General features: G+C 59.0%; 22 protein-coding genes. 3 read left to right on the plus strand and 19 right to left on the minus strand.

Annotated features, from left to right (window positions below; translation table 11 throughout):
* Positions 1-138 precede the first annotated feature (138 nt).
* The 10 genes from NSND_RS09630 to ispH all read right to left on the minus strand — a co-directional run bounded on the left by NSND_RS09630 (position 139) and on the right by ispH (position 13,273).
* A complete protein-coding gene (locus NSND_RS09630; protein WP_080878805.1) occupies positions 139-1,167 on the minus strand; it encodes a DUF3187 family protein in 1,029 nt (342 codons plus the stop codon).
* Positions 1,168-2,373: a BamA/TamA family outer membrane protein gene (locus NSND_RS09635; protein WP_080878806.1), complete on the minus strand. Its 1,206-nt coding sequence runs from the start codon at positions 2,371-2,373 to the stop codon at positions 1,168-1,170.
* A 34-nt stretch (positions 2,374-2,407) separates the two neighbouring features.
* Positions 2,408-3,022 carry an MlaC/ttg2D family ABC transporter substrate-binding protein gene (locus NSND_RS09640; RefSeq protein WP_080878807.1) on the minus strand — a complete coding sequence of 205 codons (615 nt, stop codon included), beginning with the start codon at positions 3,020-3,022 and terminating at the stop codon, positions 2,408-2,410.
* Between the two features lie 87 nt (positions 3,023-3,109).
* The gene (gene mlaD, locus NSND_RS09645; RefSeq protein ID WP_080878808.1) at positions 3,110-3,553 is read right to left on the minus strand and encodes an outer membrane lipid asymmetry maintenance protein MlaD; all 444 of its coding nucleotides are present in this window, start codon (positions 3,551-3,553) and stop codon (positions 3,110-3,112) included.
* An 11-nt stretch (positions 3,554-3,564) separates the two neighbouring features.
* Positions 3,565-4,326, minus strand: a complete 762-nt coding sequence (locus NSND_RS09650) for an ABC transporter ATP-binding protein (protein ID WP_080878809.1) — start codon at positions 4,324-4,326, stop codon at positions 3,565-3,567.
* A 75-nt stretch (positions 4,327-4,401) separates the two neighbouring features.
* Positions 4,402-5,169: an MlaE family ABC transporter permease gene (locus tag NSND_RS09655; RefSeq protein WP_080878810.1), complete on the minus strand. Its 768-nt coding sequence runs from the start codon at positions 5,167-5,169 to the stop codon at positions 4,402-4,404.
* Between the two features lie 60 nt (positions 5,170-5,229).
* Positions 5,230-5,985, minus strand: a complete 756-nt coding sequence (locus tag NSND_RS09660; RefSeq protein WP_159450725.1) for a 5'-methylthioadenosine/S-adenosylhomocysteine nucleosidase family protein — start codon at positions 5,983-5,985, stop codon at positions 5,230-5,232.
* 54 nt (positions 5,986-6,039) lie between these two features.
* Positions 6,040-8,217: a squalene--hopene cyclase gene (gene shc / locus NSND_RS09665; protein ID WP_080878812.1), complete on the minus strand. Its 2,178-nt coding sequence runs from the start codon at positions 8,215-8,217 to the stop codon at positions 6,040-6,042.
* A 223-nt stretch (positions 8,218-8,440) separates the two neighbouring features.
* Positions 8,441-12,121, minus strand: coding sequence for a chromosome segregation protein SMC (gene smc / locus NSND_RS09670; RefSeq protein ID WP_080878813.1), 3,681 nt, complete (start codon positions 12,119-12,121; stop codon positions 8,441-8,443).
* Positions 12,122-12,310: 189 nt separating this feature from the next.
* On the minus strand, positions 12,311-13,273 hold the full coding sequence (gene ispH / locus NSND_RS09675) for a 4-hydroxy-3-methylbut-2-enyl diphosphate reductase (RefSeq protein ID WP_080878814.1): 963 nt from the start codon (positions 13,271-13,273) through the stop codon (positions 12,311-12,313).
* A gap of 173 nt (positions 13,274-13,446) precedes the next feature.
* Here ispH and NSND_RS09680 point away from each other — a divergent pair, with 173 nt between their 5' ends.
* Both NSND_RS09680 and pnpS read left to right on the plus strand, forming a co-directional pair.
* Complete coding sequence (locus NSND_RS09680) at positions 13,447-14,163, plus strand: response regulator transcription factor (RefSeq protein WP_080878815.1); 717 nt, start codon at positions 13,447-13,449, stop codon at positions 14,161-14,163.
* Complete coding sequence (gene pnpS, locus NSND_RS09685; protein WP_080878816.1) at positions 14,160-16,019, plus strand: two-component system histidine kinase PnpS; 1,860 nt, start codon at positions 14,160-14,162, stop codon at positions 16,017-16,019. The genes NSND_RS09680 and pnpS overlap by 4 nt, the downstream gene beginning before the upstream one ends.
* On the opposite strand, the gene NSND_RS09690 is transcribed toward pnpS, so the two are convergent.
* From NSND_RS09690 to NSND_RS09700, 3 genes are all read right to left on the minus strand, one after another.
* Positions 15,985-16,977 (minus strand): inorganic phosphate transporter, encoded by a 993-nt coding sequence (locus NSND_RS09690; RefSeq protein WP_080878817.1) that lies wholly within the window; start codon positions 16,975-16,977, stop codon positions 15,985-15,987. The genes pnpS and NSND_RS09690 overlap by 35 nt on opposite strands.
* A 64-nt stretch (positions 16,978-17,041) precedes the next feature.
* Positions 17,042-17,659, minus strand: coding sequence for a DUF47 domain-containing protein (locus tag NSND_RS09695; protein WP_013247447.1), 618 nt, complete (start codon positions 17,657-17,659; stop codon positions 17,042-17,044).
* Positions 17,660-17,683: 24 nt separating this feature from the next.
* A complete protein-coding gene (locus NSND_RS09700) occupies positions 17,684-18,676 on the minus strand; it encodes a 3-oxoacyl-ACP synthase III family protein (RefSeq protein ID WP_080878818.1) in 993 nt (330 codons plus the stop codon).
* 205 nt (positions 18,677-18,881) lie between these two features.
* On the opposite strand from NSND_RS09700, the gene NSND_RS09705 reads away from it, so the two are divergent.
* Positions 18,882-19,802 (plus strand): outer membrane protein assembly factor BamD, encoded by a 921-nt coding sequence (locus tag NSND_RS09705; protein WP_080878819.1) that lies wholly within the window; start codon positions 18,882-18,884, stop codon positions 19,800-19,802.
* 178 nt (positions 19,803-19,980) lie between these two features.
* Here NSND_RS09705 and NSND_RS09710 read toward each other — a convergent pair whose 3' ends face one another.
* From NSND_RS09710 to NSND_RS09735, 6 genes are all read right to left on the minus strand, one after another.
* On the minus strand, positions 19,981-21,189 hold the full coding sequence (locus tag NSND_RS09710; protein ID WP_080878820.1) for a geranylgeranyl reductase family protein: 1,209 nt from the start codon (positions 21,187-21,189) through the stop codon (positions 19,981-19,983).
* A 119-nt stretch (positions 21,190-21,308) separates the two neighbouring features.
* Positions 21,309-22,055, minus strand: a complete 747-nt coding sequence (locus NSND_RS09715) for a cytochrome c biogenesis CcdA family protein (RefSeq protein WP_013247443.1) — start codon at positions 22,053-22,055, stop codon at positions 21,309-21,311.
* 2 nt (positions 22,056-22,057) lie between these two features.
* A complete protein-coding gene (locus NSND_RS09720) occupies positions 22,058-22,579 on the minus strand; it encodes a peroxiredoxin family protein (RefSeq protein WP_235000217.1) in 522 nt (173 codons plus the stop codon).
* Between the two features lie 47 nt (positions 22,580-22,626).
* Positions 22,627-23,250, minus strand: a complete 624-nt coding sequence (locus NSND_RS09725; protein WP_080878822.1) for a TlpA disulfide reductase family protein — start codon at positions 23,248-23,250, stop codon at positions 22,627-22,629.
* Positions 23,251-23,253: 3 nt separating this feature from the next.
* Entirely contained in the window at positions 23,254-24,168 is a 915-nt protein-coding gene (ccsB, locus tag NSND_RS09730) for a c-type cytochrome biogenesis protein CcsB (protein WP_080878823.1), read from the minus strand.
* Positions 24,169-24,251: 83 nt separating this feature from the next.
* Positions 24,252-25,682 carry a cytochrome c biogenesis protein ResB gene (locus NSND_RS09735; protein WP_080878824.1) on the minus strand — a complete coding sequence of 477 codons (1,431 nt, stop codon included), beginning with the start codon at positions 25,680-25,682 and terminating at the stop codon, positions 24,252-24,254.
* Between the last annotated feature and the right edge of the window lie 227 nt (positions 25,683-25,909).

The following is a 25,909-nucleotide window of genomic DNA, read 5'->3' on the forward strand; positions in this document are numbered from 1 at the left end:
ATTCAGTGGGAACAAGCCGTATAGAGAAGGTCGCGACGAAGCAGCGAAGCAGTTTCGTATAATCGGCTCATCCTCACATATGGCACTGCCTGTGTCAAGATTTCGCCTTCCCCTGCACCAAAAACTTCGCCCTCGCGACTACGACCGGAACCGGTAGGTGAGGACGGTGGAGAGGGTAAAATCCGCCGCGCTCCCGGTGATGAAATCCAGATTCTCCACTCCATACAGCTGCCAGAGCAGACCGGGAAGGATTCGATAACTCACCCCCAGCACCGACTCCGTCACGCCCTTATCCAGGACTCGCGTGCCTGTCCCGTGAAACGGCGGGGAATAATAATCGAACTGGGCTGTGATGGAAAAGTTCTCCGTCCAGAGGTATTCCACGGCGACCAACCCGCTCACCACCGGTTGAAGTCCCAACCCGGCAATCCGTCCCGTGGGAAACACTCCGTTGAGATTCGCGTACAGGATCCAGTTATCGGCGAACTTCTTATCCAGCGCCAAGCCGATGCCGGCATCAGGATGCCCGCTACCGAACACTTCGCCGGTGTCTCCGGTCGGAGCCTTGACCCCGACCCGGACTGACAGGGCTGGAAGGCTCGAGGTTTCTTTGAGAATCTGGTACTTGCCGTAGAATGAGATATCGCCCAATCCCGTCGCGCCGTCGTTTCCTTGAAACAACGTGCGGGAGCCGTTTGAAATATTGAAGGCATACCCGGTCTCCCGCAGGGCCTTGCGCGGTGGCGCCACGCCGGTCGTGCCTCGTTCCACCCCGATGATCGCCCCCTCCATGAAGCCCCGGTACCGATGATAGCCGGGAATCTCCGCGCCGAGCTCCAATCGATCGGTGAGACCATACCGGAGAAAAAGGCCGGCCCGGACCGTTTCAAACTTCATCGCCACCTCGGCCTGCGCCTCACTGTCCCTGGCGATGCTGGCCGTATTCGCCGCTTCCAGCCGCACATCGAAATCGCCCTTACGAAGCACCGTCGCCCGCTCGCCCGGCATGGCCAGGACCAATTGGTCCAGCGCTTGAAAGTTTCTGACTGGAAACGGGCCGAAACCTTCCGCTCCGGCAGCACACGGAAGGACACTCAGAAGTGCAAGGAGGCAGAAACAATGAATGGTGTACCGCAAGAGCAACCCCGGCCGTTCACTCAGTGGCACTTAGTAGGGAAAGTCTAACCCTGCGAAGACCGCTCCGCCCTCGCGACTGTAGCCGTAATCGACCCGGCCGACTACATTGGGACGAACGATGGCGCGAAACCCCAACCCCGGCGTCATCCGATAATCTTGAAAGCTGACGTCTTTGAATGAATTGAAGACCTGCCCCGTGTCGAGAAACGGCGCCACCTCGAAATCCGCGGTCACCCCGGCCAGTTTCGTCCTTAAGATATGAATTCTCTCTTCGATACTAAAGGCAATCAGATGTTTGTCGATGTACCGGTCCAAGCCGAATCCGCGCAGATTGTTCTGCCCCCCGAGCGAAGACTGTTCGAAAAACGGCACCTGAGATCCGATCGTCGCCTGCAGGTCGGCGCGAACCACCAGAATGGCGCGCTTGGACTCGCTGGGGAATAATTTTTTGACTTCGAGTTCATACCGCGAATAGACCGGGTGGTCGCCGTTTTTCACATTTTGATTCAGTTCGGCATAGGCGGTAATGGCCACGCCGTCGGTCGGGGAAACCAAGCTGTCACGGGTATCGTAATAAAACGAGGCGCGGTGGCCCACGATGATGGACTCGCCTTGAATACCGTCAACCGTGGGAAATTGTTCGACCGAAAAGGGCAGATCGATCGCTCCTCGCTGGAGCTGCACCTGCCGGACCCGCTGCCCGACAGAAATCTGCGTCACTTCATTCGCGTAGAGGCCAAGCCGCCAGTAGGCGCGCGCTTCCCTGGCCGTATAGTTGGACTCGGCGGCCTGGGTCGTCGCCTGGCCGAGGCCGAAGAACCGTGAGGTCGCGTTCTTAAAAAAGGTGCCGCCGAAATTGAGTGAATATTGCCCGTTGCCGAATGCCGGATCGACATAATCGAACAACACCTTGCGTTCGATTCGTTCGGTCAACGAGGCGATGAATCGCATCTGTCGTCCACCCGGATCGTACTTGAACAGATTGAAGACCCCGCGTGTCCCCACGATCGAGTTCTGAATGAGCATGGGCGCCATCAGATACTTCAGCTCTCCGTCCGGATCCGCAATCAGGATCGGCGCGATCAAACCGGCGTCGTTGCCGTCGTTCCGGCTGGTCGAGACGGAGGGGACCGGAAAAATCTGCGTGTCGGCGCCTGCCGCAGCCGGAAGGCTCAGGAGCAAGAGGCCGGCCAGCGCCAGACAACTTCGAATCGACGACAAATAGTGACACTGCATGGCGCTCGCCGGAATCGCTCACTCCCTACCGGACCTACGGAGCTTTGATCTTGTCGGATTTCTTGCGGAGTTGATCGACGAGTTCGGGATACGAGGAGGTGTGGAGGATCTTTGTAAATTGCCCGCGGTAGTTGTTCACCAGACTGACGCCATCGACCACGACATCGTACACATGCCAGTCGTTGCTCTTGTTCAGCAACCGGTAATCCATGGGGATTTCAGTTTTCCCCGAGAGCACCTTGGTGCGGACTTCCGCGTATTCTTTCTCGGTCCGCTCATTCAGATATTGCACACCCTCGCCTGAATAGGTCTCTACACGATCCGCGTACGTATTGGTCAACAGCGTCCGGAACAGATCGACGAACTCCTGCTTATCCTTGTCGGACAACTGATTCCACTGTGCACCCAACGACCGCCGGGACATTTCTGGATAGTCAAACCGCTGGGCCACCACTTTTTCCAAGCGCTGCCGCCGGTCCTCCAGGCGGGCCGGGGCTTTCAATTCTTTATCGTTCAAGATCCTGAGCACCTCGTCGATGGTGCCCTTAACAGAATCAGTCGCCGGTCCGGCCATGGCGGACGAAAGCCCGCCCACCACTATCTGCAGGGCCAGCAAGGCCCCGATCATCATCCAACGGCTTGTATGCATTCCAACACCTCTCCTTTGAGTGGTGAGTCCCTGACCCCACCGGCCTGGCTTGTTCACTTTCATCTCCTGACAGCTGACACGATCAGCCTAGTTGACCTTCCCGTGTACATACTGGCTGACCAATTCTTCGAGATCAAGTCCGGACTCGGTATCACGAATCTTGTCGCCGGGCTTCAACGGATCGCCCCCTCCCCCCACCGACAGAGCGAGATACTTGTCACCGATGATCCCGCGGGTCTTGATTGAGGCAATCGTATCTGAATACAACTTCACGCCGTCTTGGATGGCTAATGCCACCAGAGCACGGTCGCTACTCAGGCCGATATGCCGGACACGTCCGACCTCGACACCGGCGATTTCGACCGACGCCCCCGGCTTGAGTCCCGACGCAGACGTAAACTCCGCCTCGACCGGATAATTATGCCCACCGATGACTTCCAGCTTCCCCAACTTGATGGACAGATACCCGAGGCAGGCGATCCCGACGAGCACAAAGATTCCCACCATCAATTCCAGCTTTGCGCGTTCCATAACGTCTCCTATCAGAGGGATGCGGTCGGCAACCCCTTCGGCGTGACGGTCCCGGCGACAAAAATAAACTCTCGAATCTCTTCGTCCGTCGTCTTCACAAACTCGTTCGAGGGCGCCATTTCGGCGATCCGTCCGTTCTTGAGCATCGCCACATAGTCGGAAATCCCGAAAATCTCGGGGATCTCGTGACTGACCATGACAGCAGTAAACTTGAATTGTTGCTGCATCGCCACGATCAGATCATGAATGGCTTTCGCCATCAACGGATCGAGCCCCGTCGTCGGTTCGTCGAACAGAATGATCTCCGGCTCCATGACCAGGGCGCGCGCCAACCCGGCGCGTTTGCGCATGCCTCCGCTCAGTTCGGCGGGAAACTTATGGCCCATGCCCTTCAGTCCCACCTGTTCCAGTTTCTCCTCAACTCTCCGGGTGACGATCTCGCCCTTCAGGCGAAGCTTTTCTCGTAGGGGGAAGGCGACATTTTCAAATACCGTCATCGAGTCGAACAGGGCCGCACCCTGGAACAACATGGCGAACTTCTTGCGCACCTCATTGAGCGCCTGCCCCTTGAGACGCGCAATGTTCGTCCCGTCGATCCAGACCTCGCCGCGATCCGGCTGCATAAGGCCGATGATATGCTTCAGTAGCACGCTCTTGCCTTCGCCGCTTCGCCCGATGATCGTCGTCAACTTTCCAGTGGGAATGGTCAGGTCCACGCCCCGCAACACCGGCTGCTTGCCCAAAGTCTTTTCGACGCCGACCAGTTTAATCATGGAGCCTCGTACGGGCGGCAGCTGCCCCGTTCCGCCGTAGCCGCATTCTCCTCATGCGCTTCACGTTTCACGATGTTAGAGCAGCACCGACGTCAAAAAATAATCCCACACCAGAATCAAGACCGCCGAGAGCACCACTGCTTCGGTCGTCGCGGTCCCCAACCCTTCGGCACTTTGCCTGGTGTGAAAGCCTTTGTAACAACAGACCCAACTGATCAGCAGGCCGAAGCTGATGGATTTCAAAATGCCTCCATAGACATCCTTCCACTCGACGGCCGACTCAATCGAACTCCAGTAGGCGCCTTCATTCCCGTTCAACAGTTGCACGCCGACGACGTACCCCCCATAAATCCCGACGACGTCAAAGAGCGCGACCAGCAGCGGCACGGCGATGAGACTGGCGACGAGTTTAGGCCCGATCAGATATTGCAGTGGATTGATGGCCATCGTGTCCAGAGCATCGATCTGTTCCGTAATCCGCATGATGCCGATTTCCGCGGTCATGGCGGATCCGGCCCGGGCCGTCACCATCAACGCCGCCAGAACGGGACCCAATTCCCGGATGATGCTGAGCGCCACGGCAGAGCCGAGCACCGCTTCAGAACCGAATTTTCGGAGTGTGTAATGCCCCTGCAGGGCCAGGACCATGCCGGTAAAAACGGCAGTGAGGACGACGACAAACGTGGACTTGTAGCCGATGAAATTCAGCTGCTTGACGATTTGGTAAACGCGGAACGGCGGACGCGTCAGCCAGGCAAAGGAGGAGAGGACGAACAACATCATCCGTCCCATCTGCTCTGTCAGATCGATCGTATACCGTCCGATACGAGCAATGCCTTCCATGCCACGCTCTCCTCTCGTCCACCTACCCGAAACTCAGCGGTCGAAACACGTTGGGCCCGGTCAGGCCAGTCCCTCGCGTAACGCCTTATCCGCGCAGGCTCTGAATACCGCCGTCAATTGTGTTCCGGCGATGCGGCTTTGCACACGAAGTCGATTGAGTCCGATGAGACTCGTCGGATGAGCCAGACAAGCGGCGACACCCTTCACCCATCCAGATGGCCTGAGAAACAGATTGAAGTCAAGCGGAAGGCTTTCATCGACAAGATCCGACGCCGTACGAACAATGACAAATGGAATCTTGCGCTCCGAAGCCACAAACCCCAACGCCGCACTCTCCATGTCGAGGCCGACCCCTCCCGCTCGAGTGGCAATCTCCTGCTTGTCCTCCGCCCGGCAGAGAACCCGCGGCACCGAAACGAACTGCCCGGCCTGCACCGGGAGGCGCTGTTGCTGCACGGCCTGCCGCACCCAATCGGCTCCGGCCGCAGCACAGGGAACGGACCGCCCGTCCTCCGCGCCACCTTCCATAGTCACGTGAGTTCCGATCAACACCTCGCCGATAACGGCCTGACCCAACGCACAGGCAAACCCCGTGGACCACACAGCGGCAAATGACTGTTCCCCGAGCACCCGTCCGGCGGTCGTGGTGGCCCGCTCGGGTCCGACACCCATCGGGATGACCCACCACTCGACCTGACCCTGCCGCGCAACGGCACAACGAATCCCTCCGACGACCCGCATCTCGCTCGCGGCAAACGCCTGACACACGGCGGCCGACTCCCACCGGGTTGCCACGAAGACTCCGATCGCGGTCACAATGACTCCCGAGGGACAATGACAGGAAAAGCTGAACTCGATGAACACCCACGGTCAGCGTGGCGACCGGAATTGTCCTGATTGATAGGCCTGCAGACGCAATTCATCTGCCCTCGTCGTTCCACGAGTCTTGAGATTGCGGTACATGGCCAGCGCCCAGAGGGGGAAGTATTGGCAATACCAATGATAACGAAGGTAAAACACGCGCGGGAAACCAGTTCCGGTATGGCGCACCTCTTCCCATGACCCATCCTTCCGCTGATTCCGAATGAGGTAATGGATCCCCCTGGCCAGGCTGAAGGAGTCCGTCACTCCGCCTGCCATCAGGGCCAACAGCGCCCAGGCAGTTTGCGACGGTGTGCTGTCACCGCGACCGCTCTGCGAGACATCTCCATACGAGAGGCAGGATTCACCCCATCCGCCATCGGGGTTTTGCTTGGACTCGACCCAACTGACCGCCCGGCGGATATAGGGAGACGAGAGATCCTCACCGATCGCTCGCAGGCCGGACAGGACCGACCAGGTGCCATAAATGTAGTTCACGCCCCAACGGCCATACCAACTGCCGTCCTGCTCCTGATCGTTTTTCACAAACGTGAGCGCAGAAGCCACGGCAGGATGGGTCCAGTCGTATCCCAGCGTCGCGAGCATCTCCAGACAGCGTCCGGCAAGGTCAGCCGTGCTGGGATCGAGCAGGGCCCGATGGTCGGCGAACGGAATGTAGTTGAAAACAATCCGATTGTTATCGACGTCGTAGGCACCCCAGCCTCCATCCGATCCCTGCATAGAGGTCACCCAGCGGCAACCGCGACGAATCGCCAGACGTTGCTGGGCTTCATCGGACAGATGCACCTTCGCCAGGGCCATCAACACGACCGCGGAATCGTCCACATCGGGAAACAGTTCGTTCTCGAATTGGAAATACCATCCGCCCGGTTCGGCACCGGGAGCCGAAATAATCCAATCGCCGACGGTCTTAGTCTGCTTGGACAATAACCAGGTCGAAGCCTTCTGCAGCGCCGGATGATCTTGCGGCATACCGGCCTCGATCAAGGCATTGATGAGCAAGGCCGTGTCCCAGATCGGGGAGTGGCAGGGCTGCAAATGCATCGCATCGACGCATTGGCCGTTGTCCTGCACCGTGTCGTGTACTTCCAGTTCTTCGATCTCCCGGATGGCCTTCACCATAAGGGGATCATCGTTTTTGTAGCCGAGGCAATGCAGCGCCATCACGGAATTGGCCATGGCAGGATAAATCGCGCCGAGGCCTCCGCTGCCCTTCATGTGGTCGAGCATCCAGTTCTCAGCGCACTTGAGCGCCTTCTGTCGAACCCACTCAACGGGCGAACGATCGTAGATCTTGAGCAGCGCATCGAGATTGATGAAGAAGTTCCTGGCCGTGAACCAGGTCCGGTCCTTCTTGAACGGAGGAACCATGCCGTAATCGATCTCTGCCGGGGGCTCCGTATAGAGTTCGTCGATGCCCAGTTCCGGCGGAACATGACACAAGGGCCGTTTGGCGAATATGATCAACAGCGGAATCAGCACCGCACGAGACCAGTAGGAAATCGCGTAAATGCTGAAATAGAATCGCTTCGGCAACAGCATGATTTCCGGAGGCATGCTGGGGACACCACGCCAGTCATATTGACCGAACAGGGCCAGGGCGATTTTCGTGAAGACATTTGCCGCCACCACTCCACCCTTGTCCAGGATGCAGGTGCGGGCATTCACCATGAAGGGCTCATCGGCGGACACGCCGGAGAGCTTCAACGCAAAGTAGGCCTTCACCGAAGCACTGATCTCCGCCGGGCCACCGTGATAAATCGACCATCCGCCGTCTGGCAACTGAGCGGATTTTAAGTAGCGGACCGCTTTGCGCTCGCGCTCGGGATCGATGCAGTCCAGGAAGCGGCGCAACATCAGATACTCAGATGTCAGCGTGGTATCGGCTTCCAACTCGGCAACCCAGTACCCTTCGGACGCGTCTTGTCGCGCCAGAAACCAGGCCTGGCTTTTCCGCAGCGCCTCTTCCAGCGCTTCCACCTGGCCTGTGGAATGTGCCGGGGCTCGCTTCGCGGCACTGTCGCCGGAAGCCGGCACCGCAGACTTATTGGAGACGAGTCGGAGCACCGGAGCGGAGGCAAAGTCGCGCGCCGCCCTGATTCGGCTCGGCACCGACACCAGCAAACTATCGGACAAACGATTGAACAGGTTTTTGAGAAGTCGCATAACGTGATGCCGTGAATCTGAAAGAGACGGCGGGATTGATAGTCGAGACGGTTCCATCGATCAGGAAGCGATCACATGAAACCGCACAGTACCACTTATAACCATTAGCAGAACTGTATAACAAACTGTTTCTAGGCAGTCAAGGGAAGCGGCCCCCCTCGCGCGGCGGCATTGCCTTCACCACCCGCCGGAACAGCCCCCTACGTACTCATCTCCGCTCGGACTACGCCGGCTGGAGATCACCGAGCTTGACTGAAATCAACGTCGACACGCCCGGCTCTTCCATCGTCACCCCGAACAACGAGTCCGCCATCGCCATCGTCCGCTTATTGTGCGTGATGACCATGAACTGGGCGGTCGACGACAAGCTGCGCAACACGCTCGTGAAGCGCCCGATATTTTCTTCGTCGAGCGGCGCATCGATTTCGTCCAGGATGCAGAACGGCGTCGGGCGGATCAGGAAGCTGGCGATGAGCAGCGCCATCGCGGTCAGCGTCTTCTCTCCGCCGGACAACATGGTAATGCTCTTCAAGCGCTTCCCCGGCGGCTGGGCCACAATCTCCACACCGGGCTCGCGCGCACCGTTGTCTTCCACGCCCTCTTCCAACGGCTCTTCGACCAGTTGCAATTCAGCGCGGCCACCGGGGAAGAACTGGGAAAAGACGTCCCGGAATTTCTGCTGCAACTCGTTGAACGTCTCCACGAACATGTCCTTCGTCGTCCGGTTAATCCGGTGGATGATCTCCTTGAGCGACGCGATGGAGGTCGAGAGGTCCTGCTCCTGCGTCGTGAGGAACTGATACCGCTCTTCCAACTCACGATGCTCGTCGATGGCCGCCAGATTGATGGCGCCCATCCGGTCCAGGCGCTCACGGATTTTCTGAATCTGCTCCCGCAATTGCGGCGTTTCAAGAATCGAGACGGGGGCCGGCGGTTCTTCACCCTCCGGTACCGGCTGATCACTCGCCGGCAGGAGCAGCGTAGCCGGCTCGAGCTGATAGGTGCCGGCGAGCGTGCTCTCAATCGTGGAGAGATGCGCCTTCACTTCTGCCTTTCGCACTTCAGCCCTCATCCGTCGATCATGCAAGGCGGAGAGGCTCTGCCGCACCTGGCTAAGAGTTTCCTCTACCGCATGCAACCCGTCCATTTCCTGTGCCTGCCGCTCCTGGGCCGCCACTAACTCCGCCTTGATTCCGTCTACCTCAGCGCCCAATGCCCGACACAATGCTTCCTGCCTGGTCTGCTCTTCGCGACTATTTTCAGTCGCTTCAACCAACCCGGCCACCTGCTCTTCCAAATCGATCGCGCGGCGTTGCGCGGCATCGAGTCGTTGCGTAAACCGTGCAATGTCGTTCGTGGCATGTTCCCGACGCCCGCGCATGCTCTCCAGAGACAACCGGACTTCGGTCAACCGTTGCTGGATCGCCAGACTTTGGCTTTCGATCACCACCAACCGTTCTCGCACGTGCAGCAACCCGGTTTCCTGCCCGACCTTTTCCGCCACCCATTGCCCCAACTGCGCCTGGCTGGACTGAAACTCTTCCTGAAGCCGCGCCTGCTCGGCCAAGCCCCGCTGCAGCTCCTCCGCCAACACCTCCATCCGCCGGTGCAATTCCCCGCGCTGGCGTTCCACGCCCGCATCGTCTTTCTGCAGCGACAACTCCAGCATCTCCGCTTCGCGGATCGCCCGGCCGAGGCGCTGCTCATCTTCACGTCCGAGCCCCAACTCGGCCGCCGCGTCCTCCCGCGCCGACCGTGCCTGCTCAAGGGCTTGAACCGCTGCAGTCCTCCGGGCTTCCAACTCCAATACTTCGCGCCGACGTTGGAGCAAGCCCCCACTGGCACTGCTGCCGCCCCCGGTCATCACACCGGCGGCATCCAGCGTCTCACCCGATAACGTGACATATGTTGGCCCGGCGGGGGCAGCCCATTGATGCTGCTGCCAGAGCTGCAGCGCCACATCCAACGACTCCACAAACACAATCCCGTCGAACAAATAGCTTAATGTCGCGGCAGAGGCGCCTTCCGCACGGATCAAATCCGTCGCGCGCCCCACCACACCAGGCTGTCCGGTCAGCGTCGGCCACCACGAGGCCGATGAATCAAGCGCCGCCTGCTCGGGAGCCCATCGCAATTGCTGCGGAAGAAACGCTCCGCGCCCCAGTTCTTTGCCCTTTAGAAACTCCACCGCACGACAGGCCGCCGACGGTTCATCCACCAACCAGCCGCGCACACGTTCCCCGAGAATCGTCTCTACAGCCCGGTCCAGCCCCGGCGGAATCACGAGCCACTCGGCAAGCGCTTCGCGCACGCCGTCGCACGTTTTCAACGCCGTGCCTTCCTCCTCACCTTCCCGGCCATATCCCATTTCCTCACGCACGACACCCTGCAGGGCACCGAGGCGCGATTCCACGCCGGCGACGTCTTCGGAAAACTTCACGATATCCCGGTCCAGCCCGGTGATCTGCCCGCCCAGCCCTTCGATCCGCTCGATCGCCGCCTGCCGTTCAGCCATGAGTTCTTGAATGCGCCCGCTGGCCTCTTCCCGTTGCGCGGCCAGCAAGTCGCGCTGCTGATCCAACCCGGCCACCTGTGCCGTCAACTGTTCCTGTTCGCGCGAGACCCGTTCCGCCCGGGCGGCGGTTTCCTGCTGACGGGCCGTCACCTGCGTCAGGCTCTGCTCTGTATTGGCAACGAGGACGGCCAGGTTCAACACATCTTTCCGCGCGCGCTCTTCCTCCGCCACCGCGGAAGCGCGATGCCCGGCCAACGATTTCGCCTCGACATCCGCCTGTTGGAATTGCGCCTCCTGTTCGACGATGTCCCCCTCCAATTGAAGCAGCATCGCCCGAAGGGTCTCGATTTCCGACTGCGCCTGCTCCTGATCCGCCGCCAACCGTTCCATCTCTTGCGCGGCCTGCATGCGTTGACGTTCAAACAATTCCGTGCGGTTCCGTTCGACCTCCGCGGCCGTCAAGGCCTGCGACTGCCGCTGTTCGGTACCGGCCAACGTGTCACGTACACGCGAAATGGCCGCCGCCGCGTCGTTCATGCGCAGCCTGATCGCTTCCTGCTCAGAGTCGAGGCGGGCCTGTTCGGCCACCTGTTCCGCTTCCTGCGCTTCCACCTCGCGCGCTTCGTGATCGACGGACTCCAGGTCGGCATGCATGGTGCGATAGTCGCGGGACAGGAGTTCGATTTCGAGACCGCGGGCCTCCTGCTGCAGCGTTTGATACGAACGCGCCTGGCGAGCCTGACGCTCCAGCGAATTCAGCTGCTTTTTGACCTCGGCCACAATGTCGCGCACCCGCACCAGATTCTGCTGCGTCGCTTCAAGCTTGCGAAGGGCTTCGGCCTTTTGTTTTTTGTAGCGGACGATACCGGCGGTTTCCTCGATCAGCTCCCGGCGATCCTGGGGCGAGGCCTGCAGGATCTGCTCAATCCGCCCCTGCTCGATGACGGTATGGCCCTTGGACCCCGCCCTGGTTTCAATCAGCACGTTTCGAATGTCTTTGAGCCGGCAGGGGGTCTTATTGATGAGATACTCGCTGTCCCCGTTTCGATACAGGCGGCGGGTGATCATCAGTTCCTGATATTCACTCAGCTCGCTTGGTAGCCCGGAAATCGCATCCAGCCGTAATTCTCCCAGCCCGCCGATCACCAGCGACACCTCCACCAGCCCCAACGGTTTGCGAACCTCGGTGCCGTTGAAGATGACGTCTTCCATCTTCTCGCTTCGAAGCGTCTTCGTACTTTGCTCACCCAGCACCCAGAGGATGGAGTCCACGACATTACTTTTGCCGCTCCCGTTCGGGCCCACGATGGCCGTGATGCCTTTCGGAAATTGGATCTTCGCCTCCGCGAACGACTTGAAGCCGAGCATTTCCAATGACTTCAGATACACCGGCGACCTCCAGAGCAAGACGGTTGAGATGGGACGGATTGTGAGGAATAAAACGAAAATCTTCTATCACAGCGATAGAATCAATGCAAAGAAAAACACCTGATATGGGGGAATAATGGCGCCACTCCCCCAACATATGGAGGAGTGGCGAAAACGGTGTGGAGGAAGAGCGGACGGTAGTCGACGAAGCTAGTTCGCCGAGGCCGACACGCGCGAAGCCGATTCGATCGTGACCAATTCTTTGGGAAGGAGAAACTCGACATCTTCTTCGATGACCGTCAGTTCCTCGACCTCTTCCGAAGAGCCAAGACGCTTCAGGTAGGCCACCACTTCGGTGACCAGGACTTCGGGGGCCGAAGCCCCAGCGGACAGTCCCACACTCTTGGCATCTTTCAGCCAATCGGGATTGATGTCCGACGCCGCATCGATGAGATAGGAGGGAATGCCGCAATGCTCGCCCAATTCGCGAAGCCGATTCGAATTCGAGCTGTTCGGTGATCCGATCACGAGAATCACATCGACCAGCTTCGACAACGACTTGACCGCATTCTGGCGGTTCTGGGTGGCATAACAGATATCTTCCTGGTGCGGCCCCTTGATATTGGGGAACCGTCGATGCAACGCCTCGACAATGTCCCGGCATTCATCGACGCTCAGCGTGGTCTGGGTCACATAAGAGAGATTCTGCGTCTTCTCGACATGGAGGCTCTCCACGTCTTTGACCGAGGACACCAGGTGGAACTTATCCGGGATCTGGCCCAACGTCCCGATCACCTCCGGGTGTCCCGCATGGCCGATAAGGATCAATTCATACCCTTGCGTATAGTCGCGGTTCACTTCGTTATGCACCTTGATCACCAGCGGACAGGTGGCATCGATCACGTGCAGGCGGCGGCTCTGCGCCTCCTCCCACACCGATTTTGCCACACCGTGGGCACTGAAGATCACGACCGATCCTTCCGGCACTTCATTCAGCTCTTCCACAAACACGGCACCCTTATGCCGCAGCGAGTTCACGACATGCCGGCTGTGGACGATCTCATGGCGCACATAAATCGGGGCGCCGTATTTTTTGAGCGACAAATCGACGATATCTATGGCGCGGTCGACACCCGCGCAGAATCCACGAGGATTGGCTAAATAAATCTTCATCTGCTGATTCCCTCTCACGCTCATGAAGGGCCGCCCGGCCTGCCGGGAAAAGCGCGTAGTCTCACTAAACGATCACCTTACGTCAGACCCGCCCTTGTCGTCAACCGGATCATCTGCCCCGCTCCTCCGCAAAAGCAGTTGAGGCCGCGGAACCATTGTGGGAGAATCCTGCCATGCCTCCCCCCGCAACGACACATAAAAAAATTCTGATCGTCGAAGACGAGAAGGACATTCTCCAACTCGTCAAGCTCTATCTGGAGAAGGAAGGGTTCCGCACCGTCTCCGCGATGACCGGCACAGAGGGGCTCCGCCAGGTCAAAGCCGAGCATCCCGACCTGATCATTCTCGACCTCATGTTGCCTGAACTCGACGGGCTGGAAGTCTGCAAACGAATCCGGCTCAATCAAGAGACGGCCCTGCTTCCCATTCTCATGCTGACCGCCAAGGCGGAAGAATCCGACACGGTCATCGGCCTCGAACTGGGCGCCGACGACTACGTGACCAAACCCTTCAGCCCCAAGGCGCTGGTGGCGCGCGTCAAGGCGCTCCTCCGACGGCTGGAACGGAACGCAAACATCCCCCAGACGCAATATCACTACGGCCCCTTGACCGTGGATCTCTCCCGGCACGAGGTCCGGCTGGATGGACAGGAAGTCGCGCTCACGGCCAAAGAGTTCGGCCTGCTGGAACACCTGCTGCGCAACATCGGGCGGGTGCTCACTCGCGACGTGCTGCTCAGCGCCGTGTGGGGCTACGACTACTACGGTACCACGCGCACGGTCGATGTCCACGTGCGCCGGCTCAAACAAAAACTTCCGCTGCTGGACGACGCCATCATTTCGATCAAATCGCTCGGATACAAACTACGCGAATCCGACGTACCTGCATGAACCTCGGCATCCGGTGGAAAGTCGCCCTGGGCACCCTCGCCGCCGTCTTCGTCGGCTTGGCCGTCGCGGGGTGGCTGGTCATCCGCTCGGTGGAGCAAACTGAACTCAGCCGCATGGCGGAGACGCTGGAGACCAGCAGCGGCTTAGCCGCCATGACTCTCCGGCCGTTGTTCGATCAGTCCGGATCGACCGTACCAGGCCCCCTGCTCCACGCCACCGTTCGCGACCTGAGCCAGCAGGCCCACCTCCGCATCACCGTGATCCGGCAGGACGGCACCGTCGTCGCCGACAGCGCCGTCCCTACTGAAGGGCTGACTCACGTCGAAAACCACCTCTCGCGGCCGGAAGTCGCGCAGGCACTGCGATCGGGACGCGGGATGGATATCCGGGCCAGCCAGACCACCGGAGAACGCACGTATTATGTCGCCCGCCTGCTGTCAGCCTCGACGCCGGCGCAGCCTGGCATTTCCGTCATCAGACTCGGGCTTCCGCTGACCTCGATCGACGAGCGCGTGCGACACATTCAGCAAGACTTAGCGACGGCGTTCGGCGCGGCCTTCCTGCTGGCCATGACCCTGAGCCTCTGGGTCTCGCGCAATCTCACGAAACCGCTCTCAGAGATGGCCGCAGCCGCCCGCCAACTTGCCGGCGGGACGCCCGGCGTCCGGCTGGTGGTCTCCTCGACAGACGAAGTCGGCCTGCTCGCGCAAACCCTCAACCAGATGACCGACCAGCTGGAAACCAAAATCAAGGAGGTTTCGGACGACCGCGCGCAACTGTTAGCCATGCTGATCGCCATGGTCGAGGGCGTCATGGTGCTGGATTATCGCGGCACCGTCGTCCAGGTGAATCCGGCGCTGGAACGGATGTTCTCTCTGGAACTGACGGAATCGCGGGGCCGGCACTATGCCGAACTCATCCGGCACGAAGGGCTGACCGCCCTTGTCTCCTCCGTGCTACAGACCCGATCCGGGCAAGGCGGCGAAATTACCCTCTCGCCCAGCGGGCGATGTCTGCGGGTCGAAGCCTCGATCGCCGGAGGCAGCCGCGAGCAGGAAGCCTGCGCCGTATTTGTGTTTCACGACATCACGGAACTGCGCCGGCTGGAAAAAATCCGGAAAGATTTCGTCGCCAACGTGTCGCACGAACTGCGCACGCCGCTGACGTCCATCAAGGGCTATGTCGAGGCGCTGCTGGATGGGGGCAAAGACGAGCCGGCGACGGCGACGGCCTTCCTGGAAATCATCATGCGCCAGAGCAACCGGCTGAATCTGATTCTGGATGACCTGCTGCAGTTGTCGCAAATCGAGTCCGGGCAGGTCCTGTTCCGTCGTGAGCCGGTGGACTTACGGGCGCTGCTGGAACGAACCGTGGCGGTGATCAAACCCCTGGCGGACAAGAAACATCACACGATCGAGCTGTCACTCCCGGACGAATATTGGGTGGTCGAGGGCGATGAGGAACGGCTGGTGCAGGTCTTCATCAACCTGCTCGAAAACGCGGTGAAATACACCCCGGATCAGGGACGGATCTCCATGGCGATCCGCAACGCTACACACCTCCGGACGACCCCGCCCCGCGCGATGATCGAGATCGTCGTGGCCGACTCAGGAATCGGCATCCCTGAAGCGGACCGGCCGCGTGTCTTCGAGCGATTCTACCGGGTCGATAAAGCCCGCTCGCGCGAACTCGGCGGGACCGGGCTGGGCCTCGCCATCGTCAAGCATATCGTGGAAGCCCATAGCGGGCAGGTCTGGGTGGAAGGCAATACGCCCAGAGGGAGTCGATTCGTGGTCCACCTCCCCGTCGCGCAAGAATCGTCTACTGCAGTTTCGACAGAAACAGGTAGCAGATAGTCGACAGTAGCGCAGCCCCCGGCAAGGTGAAGAGCCATGCCGACAGGATTCGTCTGGTCACGCCCCAACGCACCGCCGAGAGCCGCTTGACCGCCCCGACACCCATGACGGTGGAGGTGATGGTATGCGTCGTGCTGACCGGCAAACCGATATGAGCCGTCGCCAGCAACACGATAGCGGCTCCGGTTTCAGCCGCGAAGCCATGGACCGGTTCCAGCTTCACGATTCGCATGCCGAGGGTTCGCACGATCCGCCACCCGCCGACCGCCGTGCCGAGCCCCATCGCCAGGGCGCAGGAACCGATCACCCAGGTGGGCACTTCCGCAGTTGGAAGCACTCCGGCGGACACCAACGCCAACGTGATGATGCCCATGGCCTTCTGCGCATCGTTCGCCCCGTGGCTGAATGCCATGAAACTGGCCGAGACCAGCTGCATGCGTGAGAACAGCCGCAAGGCCAGGGCGCGCGGCACCCGGAAAAATACCCAACTCAGGATCACCATCAGCACCAGCCCGATGGCAAACCCGAAAAACGGAGACAACACCATCGCCTCAAGCACCGAGCGCAGGCCCGAGAACTTGACGGCCGCCGTGCCGCCGTGGGTCAACGCAGCACCGACCAGCCCCCCGATCAGCGCATGAGAAGAGCTGGTCGGAAGTCCCAGTAACAGGGTCACAAAATTCCACACAATCGCCCCGGCCAAGGCCGAGGCCACCACCGCCTGCGTCACCGACTGCGGATCCACGATCCCGGTTCCGACCATCTTGGCGACGGCAGTCGACATGAACGCCCCGGCCACATTGAGCACACCCGCCACCAGCACCGCCGTCGACGGACTCACCACACGCGTCGACACCACGGTCGCAATGGCATTGGCGCTGTCGTGCCAGCCGTTGGAAAAATCAAAGAGCAATGCCAGAATCACGACGACCAACAACAACCCGCTCAGTTCAGCCATGAATGCCGATTCCTACCCTTTGAATAGTGATCAGGATTGGTGTCGAGGGAGACGCGGAGGACGCTCACGTGTGCTTTAACGCGATGCGCTCAAGAATATTGGCGACATCTTCGCACCGATCCGTCCCCGCTTCGAAGTTTTCGTAGATCTCTTTCCATTTGATCACGGCGATCGGGTCCGTCTCCTTCTCGAACAACAGAGAGATGGCATCGCGGGAAATGCGGTCGGCTTCATTCTCCAAGCTATTGACCCGCACGCTGCACTCCGTGACGGCCTGGTGCGACTTGCCCAGCAAGTCCACGGTCGCCCCGACCTCCACCGCCGCCTGATACAACACGTTCGCCAGCCGGATCGCCGACTCCGTGGGAGCCGTCACCTTGTAGAGGACAAATCGGTCGGCGATGGCCTCGACCACATCCAGGATATCGTCGAGGGCACTCGCGAGATCATGAATATCCTCTCGGTCGATGGGCGTGATGAATGTCTGGTTCAGCTTCCTGGCAATCTCATGGGTAATACCGTCCCCGACATGCTCAACGTCCTTGATGCGTTTGGCCTTTTCGACAGGATTCCGGAAATCCTCCGTCATATCTTTCAGGAGACGACTCCCCTCGATCATGTTGTGCGCCGCATTCTTGAACAAATCGAAAAATGCTTCTTCCCGAGGAATGAGACCGAACATAACGTCCTTTCTAGCCGCGAGGGGTTACCAGCGCACCAGTCCTGTCGCCCAGGTCAAGCCCCCGCCGAATGCGCCCAACAACACCAGATCCCCTGCCGCAAGTCGCTGTGTCCGAACCGCCTGATCCAGCGCGATCGGCAGGGAGGCCGACGATGTATTCCCATACTGTTCAATCACCGAGTAGACCGCCTCCTGCGAGAGGCCGAGACGACGACGCAGCTGCTCCAAAATCCGCGCATTGGCCTGATGGGCAATGACCCTTGTCACGTCGCCGGCCGCAAGCCCGAACTCCTTTAAGACATCGATCATTGCCTGCTCCAGGCGACGTACCGCCGATCGAAACACCGCGCGGCCTTGCATACGCAGCATGTGCTCACTCGCACGGACGGTGTCCACCCCGACGGGCTTCCGCGACCCCCCGGCGGGAATCGTAATCAGGCCGTGGCCCGAGCCGTCGGCATAGAGCCGCACACCAAGAATGCCCGGCGCGTCCGGTTGGGCCGAGTCCTCCTGCACAACCAGCACCGCTCCGGCTCCATCGCCGAAGAGCATGGCGGTCTCTCTGTCCCTCGCATCGAGAGACCGTGATTTCACCTCGGCGGCAATGACCAGGCAGGAGCGAACCTGCCCGCTCCGAATCATGACATCCGCCATCGATACCCCATAGAGAAACCCCGAGCAGGAAGCCGACAGGTCGAATGCCATGACCGGATTCGCACCCAGCGCACGTTGGACATGGCAGGCCGTCGAGGGAAAGGCGCTGTCGGGAGAGGTCGTTGAAACAAGAATCGCATCGACAGACTGTGGAGTTATCCCGGCGGCCTCGCACGCGCACTGCCCGGCGACTACCGCCAAGTCCGACGACGCCTGGCCCTGCTCTACCCAATACCTGGTCCGAATCCCGGTCAAAGCGACAATCTGGTCCGGGTCCAGGCCGAGCGGAGCGGCTACCTCCTGGTTGTCTACAACCCGGGAGGGCACGTACGAACCGGTTCCGACAATGCGACTGCGCTTCACGGGGTTCCTATTCACTCGCCTTTGGAGACCGTCTGGGATGACATGTCAGGCGACCTCACGAGGTGCGGCGAGATTATAGGACCCGGGCCCAGGAGGGTCAACCTCCACAAGCCGAATTCGTTGCTTTTCGCTTCCTGATCTGCTAGAAAAATTGTGTAGTTACGATCAGTCCACGTTCTCGACTATTTACCGAAGGAGTCGCTGGATGCACAGGCATTCAAGGGGGTTGTGTGTCGGTCTCACCATTGTGGTGGGAATGTTATGGTTTGCAGCTGGATGCTCCAGCAAACCGAAGACGACCGCCGACGCCAAACCCGTAAGCGGCACGGATGAGCAGATCTTCCTCGGCGACACGATCGAGAAGAACTACGATCCGAACGTGATCATGAAGCGCGGCGAGGCGTTCTTCGACAAGGAGGAGTTTGCCGAGGCCATCGTCGAATACCAGCATTTCCTGGAATTGCATCGAGCCCATCAACTGGCCGTCTATGCCCAGCTCCGTTTGGCGGAAAGCCATCTCCGGATGGCCAAGTCGATCGACCGAGACCCGGAGCCGATCCAAAAGGCCATCGCCGCGTTTGAAAAACTGCGGAAGGATTTCCCCGGCAGCAAGTATGAAGCGCAGGCGCTCCAGCGTATTGCCGATTGCCACGACTGGCTCGCTCAGACGCACCTGTTCGTCGGTCAGTTTTACTATCGTCGAGCCTCCTATCTGGCAGCCGCGCATCGATTCGATCAGATTATGAAAGACTATCCGGACAAGAAGGTGGCGCCGGAGGCCTTGTACTATTTGGCCCTCACCTATCAGGAACTCGGTGCCGATGATTGGGCCATGGAAAAACTTCAACTTCTAGCCGAGAAGTATCCGAACAGCGAGAACGCCGGCGATGGCCGCCGGCTACTGGCCAAGCTGGAGAAGAAATCGCCACCTGCGCCGACCGTCGTGGCCAAGACCGACACGCCGGCTCCGCAGAATCAACCTTCGACGACACTGCTTGCGGCCTCGGTGCCATCGTCGAGCTTTACGCCTTCCGCTACAACACCCAGCATCCCCAACCTGAAGAATTCGCCGGCCCTCTCCCTTGGGCAACCGTTCGTTTCCTGCCGGCTCGGCGCCTGGTGCTGATAGGCGTCGAACCTCCCGTTCATCCACCCATGTACAGGCCGTTCAGAACACCTCCCGCAAGACTGCAGCGAAGTCGACGTCGCGACGAATAAGGCGGGCCACGCCTGCCGACTCCGTCGGGACGGTGAGGCGCCGGTGTCATACGAGAACGCCATTGGCGGACGTCTCCACCAGCCTGTTACCGTAGATGTAATGCTTCGAGCAGCAGGTCGTTGACCGACGCCTTGAGGCGCTTCTTCGCATCGGGCAAGAATTGTACGGCTGTGGTACGTCCCTGCAGAACTTCGAAATAGGACTGCACCACATCCTGGTAGCGTCGGAGAAGCCTGAAGCCGAGTCGGGGGAAGGCATAAATGACCCGGGCGATTCTGGCCGTGACTCGAAAATCCGGGAGAATGTCACGCTCCAACGCTGCCTCGTAGGCGGCGAGCGACTCACGGGGGTCATGAACGTTCCCCAAAATCGACCGGGCTGCGAGCTGGCCTGAACGAACCGCGTAATAAATGCCTTCGCCAAACAGCGGGTCGACTAAGTGACCGGCATCACCCACCAATGCTGCTCGACCATTGACGAATCGAGAGCCTCTTCCGTCTCCATGCCCGCCTTCGGCATCTGAATAGGCGGGAATCGGATGGCCAACCGGACGAGGCACTGTCCAGCCGGACAGCCCCCGCGCTTCGCTGACAAACCGATCGAAGGTCGTGCGCAAACCGCTCGATTTGCGACGAAACTCTCCTACCCCCACAGACACGCCATTCTTTTTGGGGAAAATCCATCCGTACCCCTGACGGGCGGCCCCCACATCCACAAGGATGGTGGTCGCGCTCGGATAGTGTCGGCTATTCCCGAGCCGCACCTCGCTTTCAAGTGCCGGCGCCCGATACAGGGAGCGGTTGGGAAACAGCTGCCGCGCAACCAGACTATTGGCGCCATCCGCACCGATCACCATCTTTGCGCGATACCGTCCCTCCTGCGTCACCACCTCCACACCATCGGAATCCTGAGTGACCTCGACCACCCCCTCACCGGTCCGGAACTCGGTTCCGGCTTCAATCGCTTGTTGCACAAGGTAGTGATCGAAACGATCGCGCATGACCATGTAGGCGATCGGTTGAGAGGATTCAATGAGCAGCGGATCCTGCCCACGATAGACAAACTGGACGCCATTGACCGTCTGTTCAACAACCGATTTGAAGCCGGGCTCTAAGAGCAGGTCGATGCGCGCCGAGAGCCCACCGCCGCACACCTTGTACCGGGGATGGACGTCCTTGTCGAAACCGAGCACCGTCAAGCCCCCGCGACAGAGAGCCGCAGCAGCAACCGCTCCTGCCGGCCCCATTCCGACAATAATCACATCGTAGGTTGTGGCCAATTGCCTATCAGCCATGTCTCAGCTCCCAGTTGAAGGACACAGAGCTCCGACCTGGCCTTGGCCAAGGGTAGACCACGCACTGTAACGCAGGCGTCAGGGGGGAGCCCGATAGGAAAGGGAAAGACAGGCCGGAGTTACTGACCGAGGTACCAGCCGATCCCATAGCGTTCGAGAAAGCTCGTGATCATGGTCAGCGAATTGGCATAGATCATCACACCCACCACGATGAGCAACACCCCGCTCACCGTCGACACACCCCAGAGATATGCGCGCACTTCTTTAAAGTAACTGAGAAATCGATCGACGCCGAGCGCGGTGAGAAACAGCGGTAGGGCTAACCCCAGCGAATAAAACGTGAGCAATACCACACCACTGAGCATCGATTCTGTCGTACTGGCATAGAGCAGGATCGTCCCCAGGACAGGTCCCACGCAGGGAGTCCAGCCTGCAGCAAACGCGATGCCGATCAGGAACGAACCCAGAAACCCGGCCGGTCGGTTTCGGAATTGATACCGGTGCTCCATTTTCAAAAAGTTTAAATTCAAGATACCGAGGAGATAGAGGCCGAAGATAATCACGACGATGCCTCCGAACCGGCGCAGATGCTCCTGGTAGGTAATCAACGCCTGGCCCAAGAGGCTGGCCGATGCCCCGAACGCGACAAACACCGTCGAAAACCCAGCGATGAACAGCAGGGAATTCAAAATGATCGCTTTCCGGAAGCGATTCCGTTCAGAGACGTCCGTGAGCTGTTCGATCGAGAGCCCGGTAATGTAGGAAATGTACGAGGGGACGAGCGGCAGCACACAGGGCGACACGAACGACAGCAGCCCGGCGGAGAATGCGGCAACCAATGAAATCGATTGCACCGAATCGGTCATGGTTAGGACCCCTGCAACAGCGATTCAACCAGGCGCTTCCCCGCAGGGGCGCTCCAGTCTCTGGCCCCTGGAATCCGATTGCGAATGATGCCCTTGCGATCGATCAGAAACGTCATGGGGAGCTGGCGTGCGCCATACTGAAGCCCGATGCGAAAATCGGCGTCGTGGAGCACGGGGAAAGTAAAGCCGACTTCCCGCTGAAAGGGACGGGTCACCGCTGCGCCCTGGGCGTCGGTCGAGACCGCGAGAATCTCAAAGTCCTTGCGGCTGAAGCTTCGATACAGTCGCTCCATCGCCGGCATCTCGATTTTGCAAGGCCCGCACCAGGTCGCCCAGAAATTCAAGAGCACAACTTTCCCTCGGAACTGATCGAGCGTGACGTTGAACCCCTCGGAGTCCCGAAGGAGGAAGTTCGGAGCCTCCTCATCGACCTGAGGAATGCGCTCGACGACAAGCATCGGCACAGCCGGCGAGGAAGGCAATGCTCCGCGAGCGTCAGCAGAAAACCCTCCACAGAGCATCATGACCGCACCGGCCATAGATAATATTGAGCAGCGCGTCATCATCACCGTTACGACGTTGGCAGCGCCTGAGTAGGGGTCGCATGGGCGGCCTTCTCCGCAGGCTTGAGAAGTTGGGTCAACACCTTAAGATTATCCAGTCGTGTCCAATCCCGAGGCCCGATCACTTTTTCACGCAGGACACCCTGCTGATCAATGATGTAGGTTTCGGGGACACCCATCAATTTGTAGCGCTTGTCGGTCTGGCCCCAGGAATCAACCAGTACGGGAAACGTGAGGTTCAAGCCCTTCACGAACGGAGGTATTTCTTTCTTCGTCGTCACCCGGTCGATGCTGACCGCGAGAATCACCAACCCGTCCTTTTCAAAATTCTTGTACAAAACCTCCATCGAAGGCATTTCCTCACGGCACGGCTTGCACCAGGTCGCCCAGAAATTCAAAAAGACCACTTTGCCGCGATAGTCCGATAACCGCAGCTGCTTCTCGTTTAAGTCGGGCAATTGAAAATCCGGTGCCTCTTTTCCCACCACCAATGGTTCGTACTTGGAACTCTGTAGCCAGACTACGAGAAACATCACGCCCAGAATGGCCGCAGCGGCTATTACCACCAGGGTACGGGACGGGCCGGTTCGCGGCGCAGTGTTGGCAGGGCTCTGGTTGATTGGATCTGTCATGGTCTAGGCGTAGGCATGCAGACCGGAGAGCAGAAAATTCACTCCCCAGAAACAGAAAATGACCATGAGCAAACCAAAGATCGCGTAGATCGCCGCTTTATGGCCTTCCCACCCCCGCGTCATGCGAGCATGGATATAGGCGCCATAGATCAGCCATACGATCAACGACCAGGTCTCCTTGGGATCCCAACTCCAGTACCCGCCCCAGGCATAGTTCGCCCACATTGCTCCGAGGATGATCCCGAAGGCCAGCAGCGGAAACCCCAGCATGATCGCCTTATAGCCAAGCTCATCGATGGTTTCGAGATCGGGAAAGGCGGCATAAAACCGCGACTGACTGCCACGATTGACCGCCCGTTCTTTGAAGAGATACATCAGGCCCAATCCACCGGCCATGGCAAACGCCGCGTAGCTGGTCAACGTGACGGAGACATGGATGTAGATCCAGTAGCTGTTCAGGGCCGGAACGAGCGGCTCTGCCGTCTGGTATCGATAGGGCAAGAGCGACGCGGCGCCCATGGCAATAAACCCGATTCCCACCACAAAGGCACCGACGGCCTTAATCCTGTAGCGGAATTCGAGAAGCACGTAGCCCAAGATAATGGCCCAGGACACATAGGCCATTGCCTCGAACTGGTTTGACCAGGGCGCGAAGGTGCCTGAATGTTCCATTCGCTCAAATGCCCGCGTCGTGAGCGCCAAGGTGTTCAGCACCCACCCGAAGACGGTCACAAGGGTTGCGACCTGTCCCAATTGCGTGGCCCAAGCACCATCACGTTCTTCAAGGTCCTCAATCGGATGCCCGGCTGGAACCATCTGCATGGCAGGACGTTTTGCGAACAGATAGGCCACATACAACCCTAACGCGGCTAAATACAACCAGAACGTCATATCGAATAGGAACAGTGATCGCATCATACGGACCTCCGTCTGTCTATCCTAGCGTGCAGCGCAGACCGAATGAAACGTTGCTCTCGGTCGCGCGGCAGCGATCTTCAGGATTAGGCCTGAGCGTTAATTTTTTCCGTCAACTTCCTGAACTCTTTTTGGAAATCGATCTGGCTTTTGTGCGTTGTTCCGCCAAGATGGAGCGTCACACCGGACTCGCCGGGAATGATCTTCGCCCATAACCGCCGATGATAAATCAGCGACGACAGAGTCATGCCCACCACCAGCATCGTACACCCGATCCAGACCATATTGATGCCAGGATTTCTGGCAATCTGCAGCCCGGTGAACTTCTTCGGCTGATATCCGATGAATTCGAATTGGTATGCGGAGTCCTTGATCTCGAAGAGGTCGGGATAATGATAGAACACCCAGGGAGTGGACTGTACGCTACTCCGCTCATCAACCGCCAACCGAATCGCGGGATTGGCATGCTCCGCGGTTTTTGAAAACACCTTCTTCTCGGTCGAATTAAACGCGAAGTCGGCCACAAAATCCGTCATCTTCATCTTCAATGGAAGGCCGTCGACGGCTTTTTCCTTATTCCACTCCAGATCGACCGTAGCGATAATCTTGTCGCTGCCCTTCTCCTTAATGTTGATTCGAGCCGCCTCGATCTGATCCCACGCATCCCCATAGCTGGATTGGTAAAACCAGATCCCTTTGTAGACCAAGGGATCGTTCACCGTAATCGTCTTGGTTGTAGTGGGAGTACCCTGATCGATCACGGTCAAGGTGCTGTTGTAGGACTTTACCGATCCGTTCTCATGGTAGTCGATCCAGAACTTATCGACACGAAGATCGAAGTTGCCACGCGGGATGTGGTAGGTCTGCCCTTCGAGGCACACCCCGAACTCCTGAAATCCATAATAGCTACCCAGTAGCCCCCCGAGCACGATGACCGTGGCGCTGAGGTGGGCCACATGCGCGCCGACCCGGCCCATAATCCCCTTGGTGGCGTAGACCGTCACCTCGCCGGGATCGCTCTTGGCCAGCACCCGATAACCTTTTTCAGCGAAGAGCTTTACAAGTCGCTCAGCCACAGCGTCTCTCGATTGATTGAGTGAGAGGGTGGTCTGCTGCTTCATCCCCTGGATAAAGGCCAACGACACACTGACCTTATCCTGACGCATGGACCGCCATACACTGGGAAACCGTTTATGGAAACAAGTGAGAGAATTGACGCACAGGAGCCCCAGCAGACTGGTAAACCACCAGGTGTGATAGACATCGGTGAAACCCAATCGCAGGAACCAGCGATAGGCTTCTTCTCCATATTCCTGCACATAGGTTTCCGGGCGTTCGCCCTGCTGAATGACCGTGCCGATCGTCGCAGTCATGGCGAGCACAATGAACAGAAACATCGCCAGCTTGATCGAAGCAAAAAAATCCACGACCTCGCGTGAAAACTCCTCCCAGCCAAGGCCGGAGGTGCGCGGAGCGGATGCGCTCACATCGGATGCTGCATCGGGTTTATCGTTCATGAATCAACATACCTAGCTGCTTCGACCTGGCTGTCATACAAATCCCATCATCATACCCAATGACGAGCTGCGTGTGGAATCCTGCGCCAATGCAGGTCGGTACCACGAGGCTGGAAGTGCCGGGGCGGAGCGTTTATGATGAAAAATGTTCCAAATGCGCGAAAAGTAAGCTATCTTACAAGTCGTCTTAAAGGACTGTCAAGCAAGACGCTTGTCCGGCGCGAGAC

The sequence above is a fragment of the Nitrospira sp. ND1 genome, assembly GCF_900170025.1.
In the GTDB taxonomy this organism is placed as follows: domain Bacteria; phylum Nitrospirota; class Nitrospiria; order Nitrospirales; family Nitrospiraceae; genus Nitrospira_A.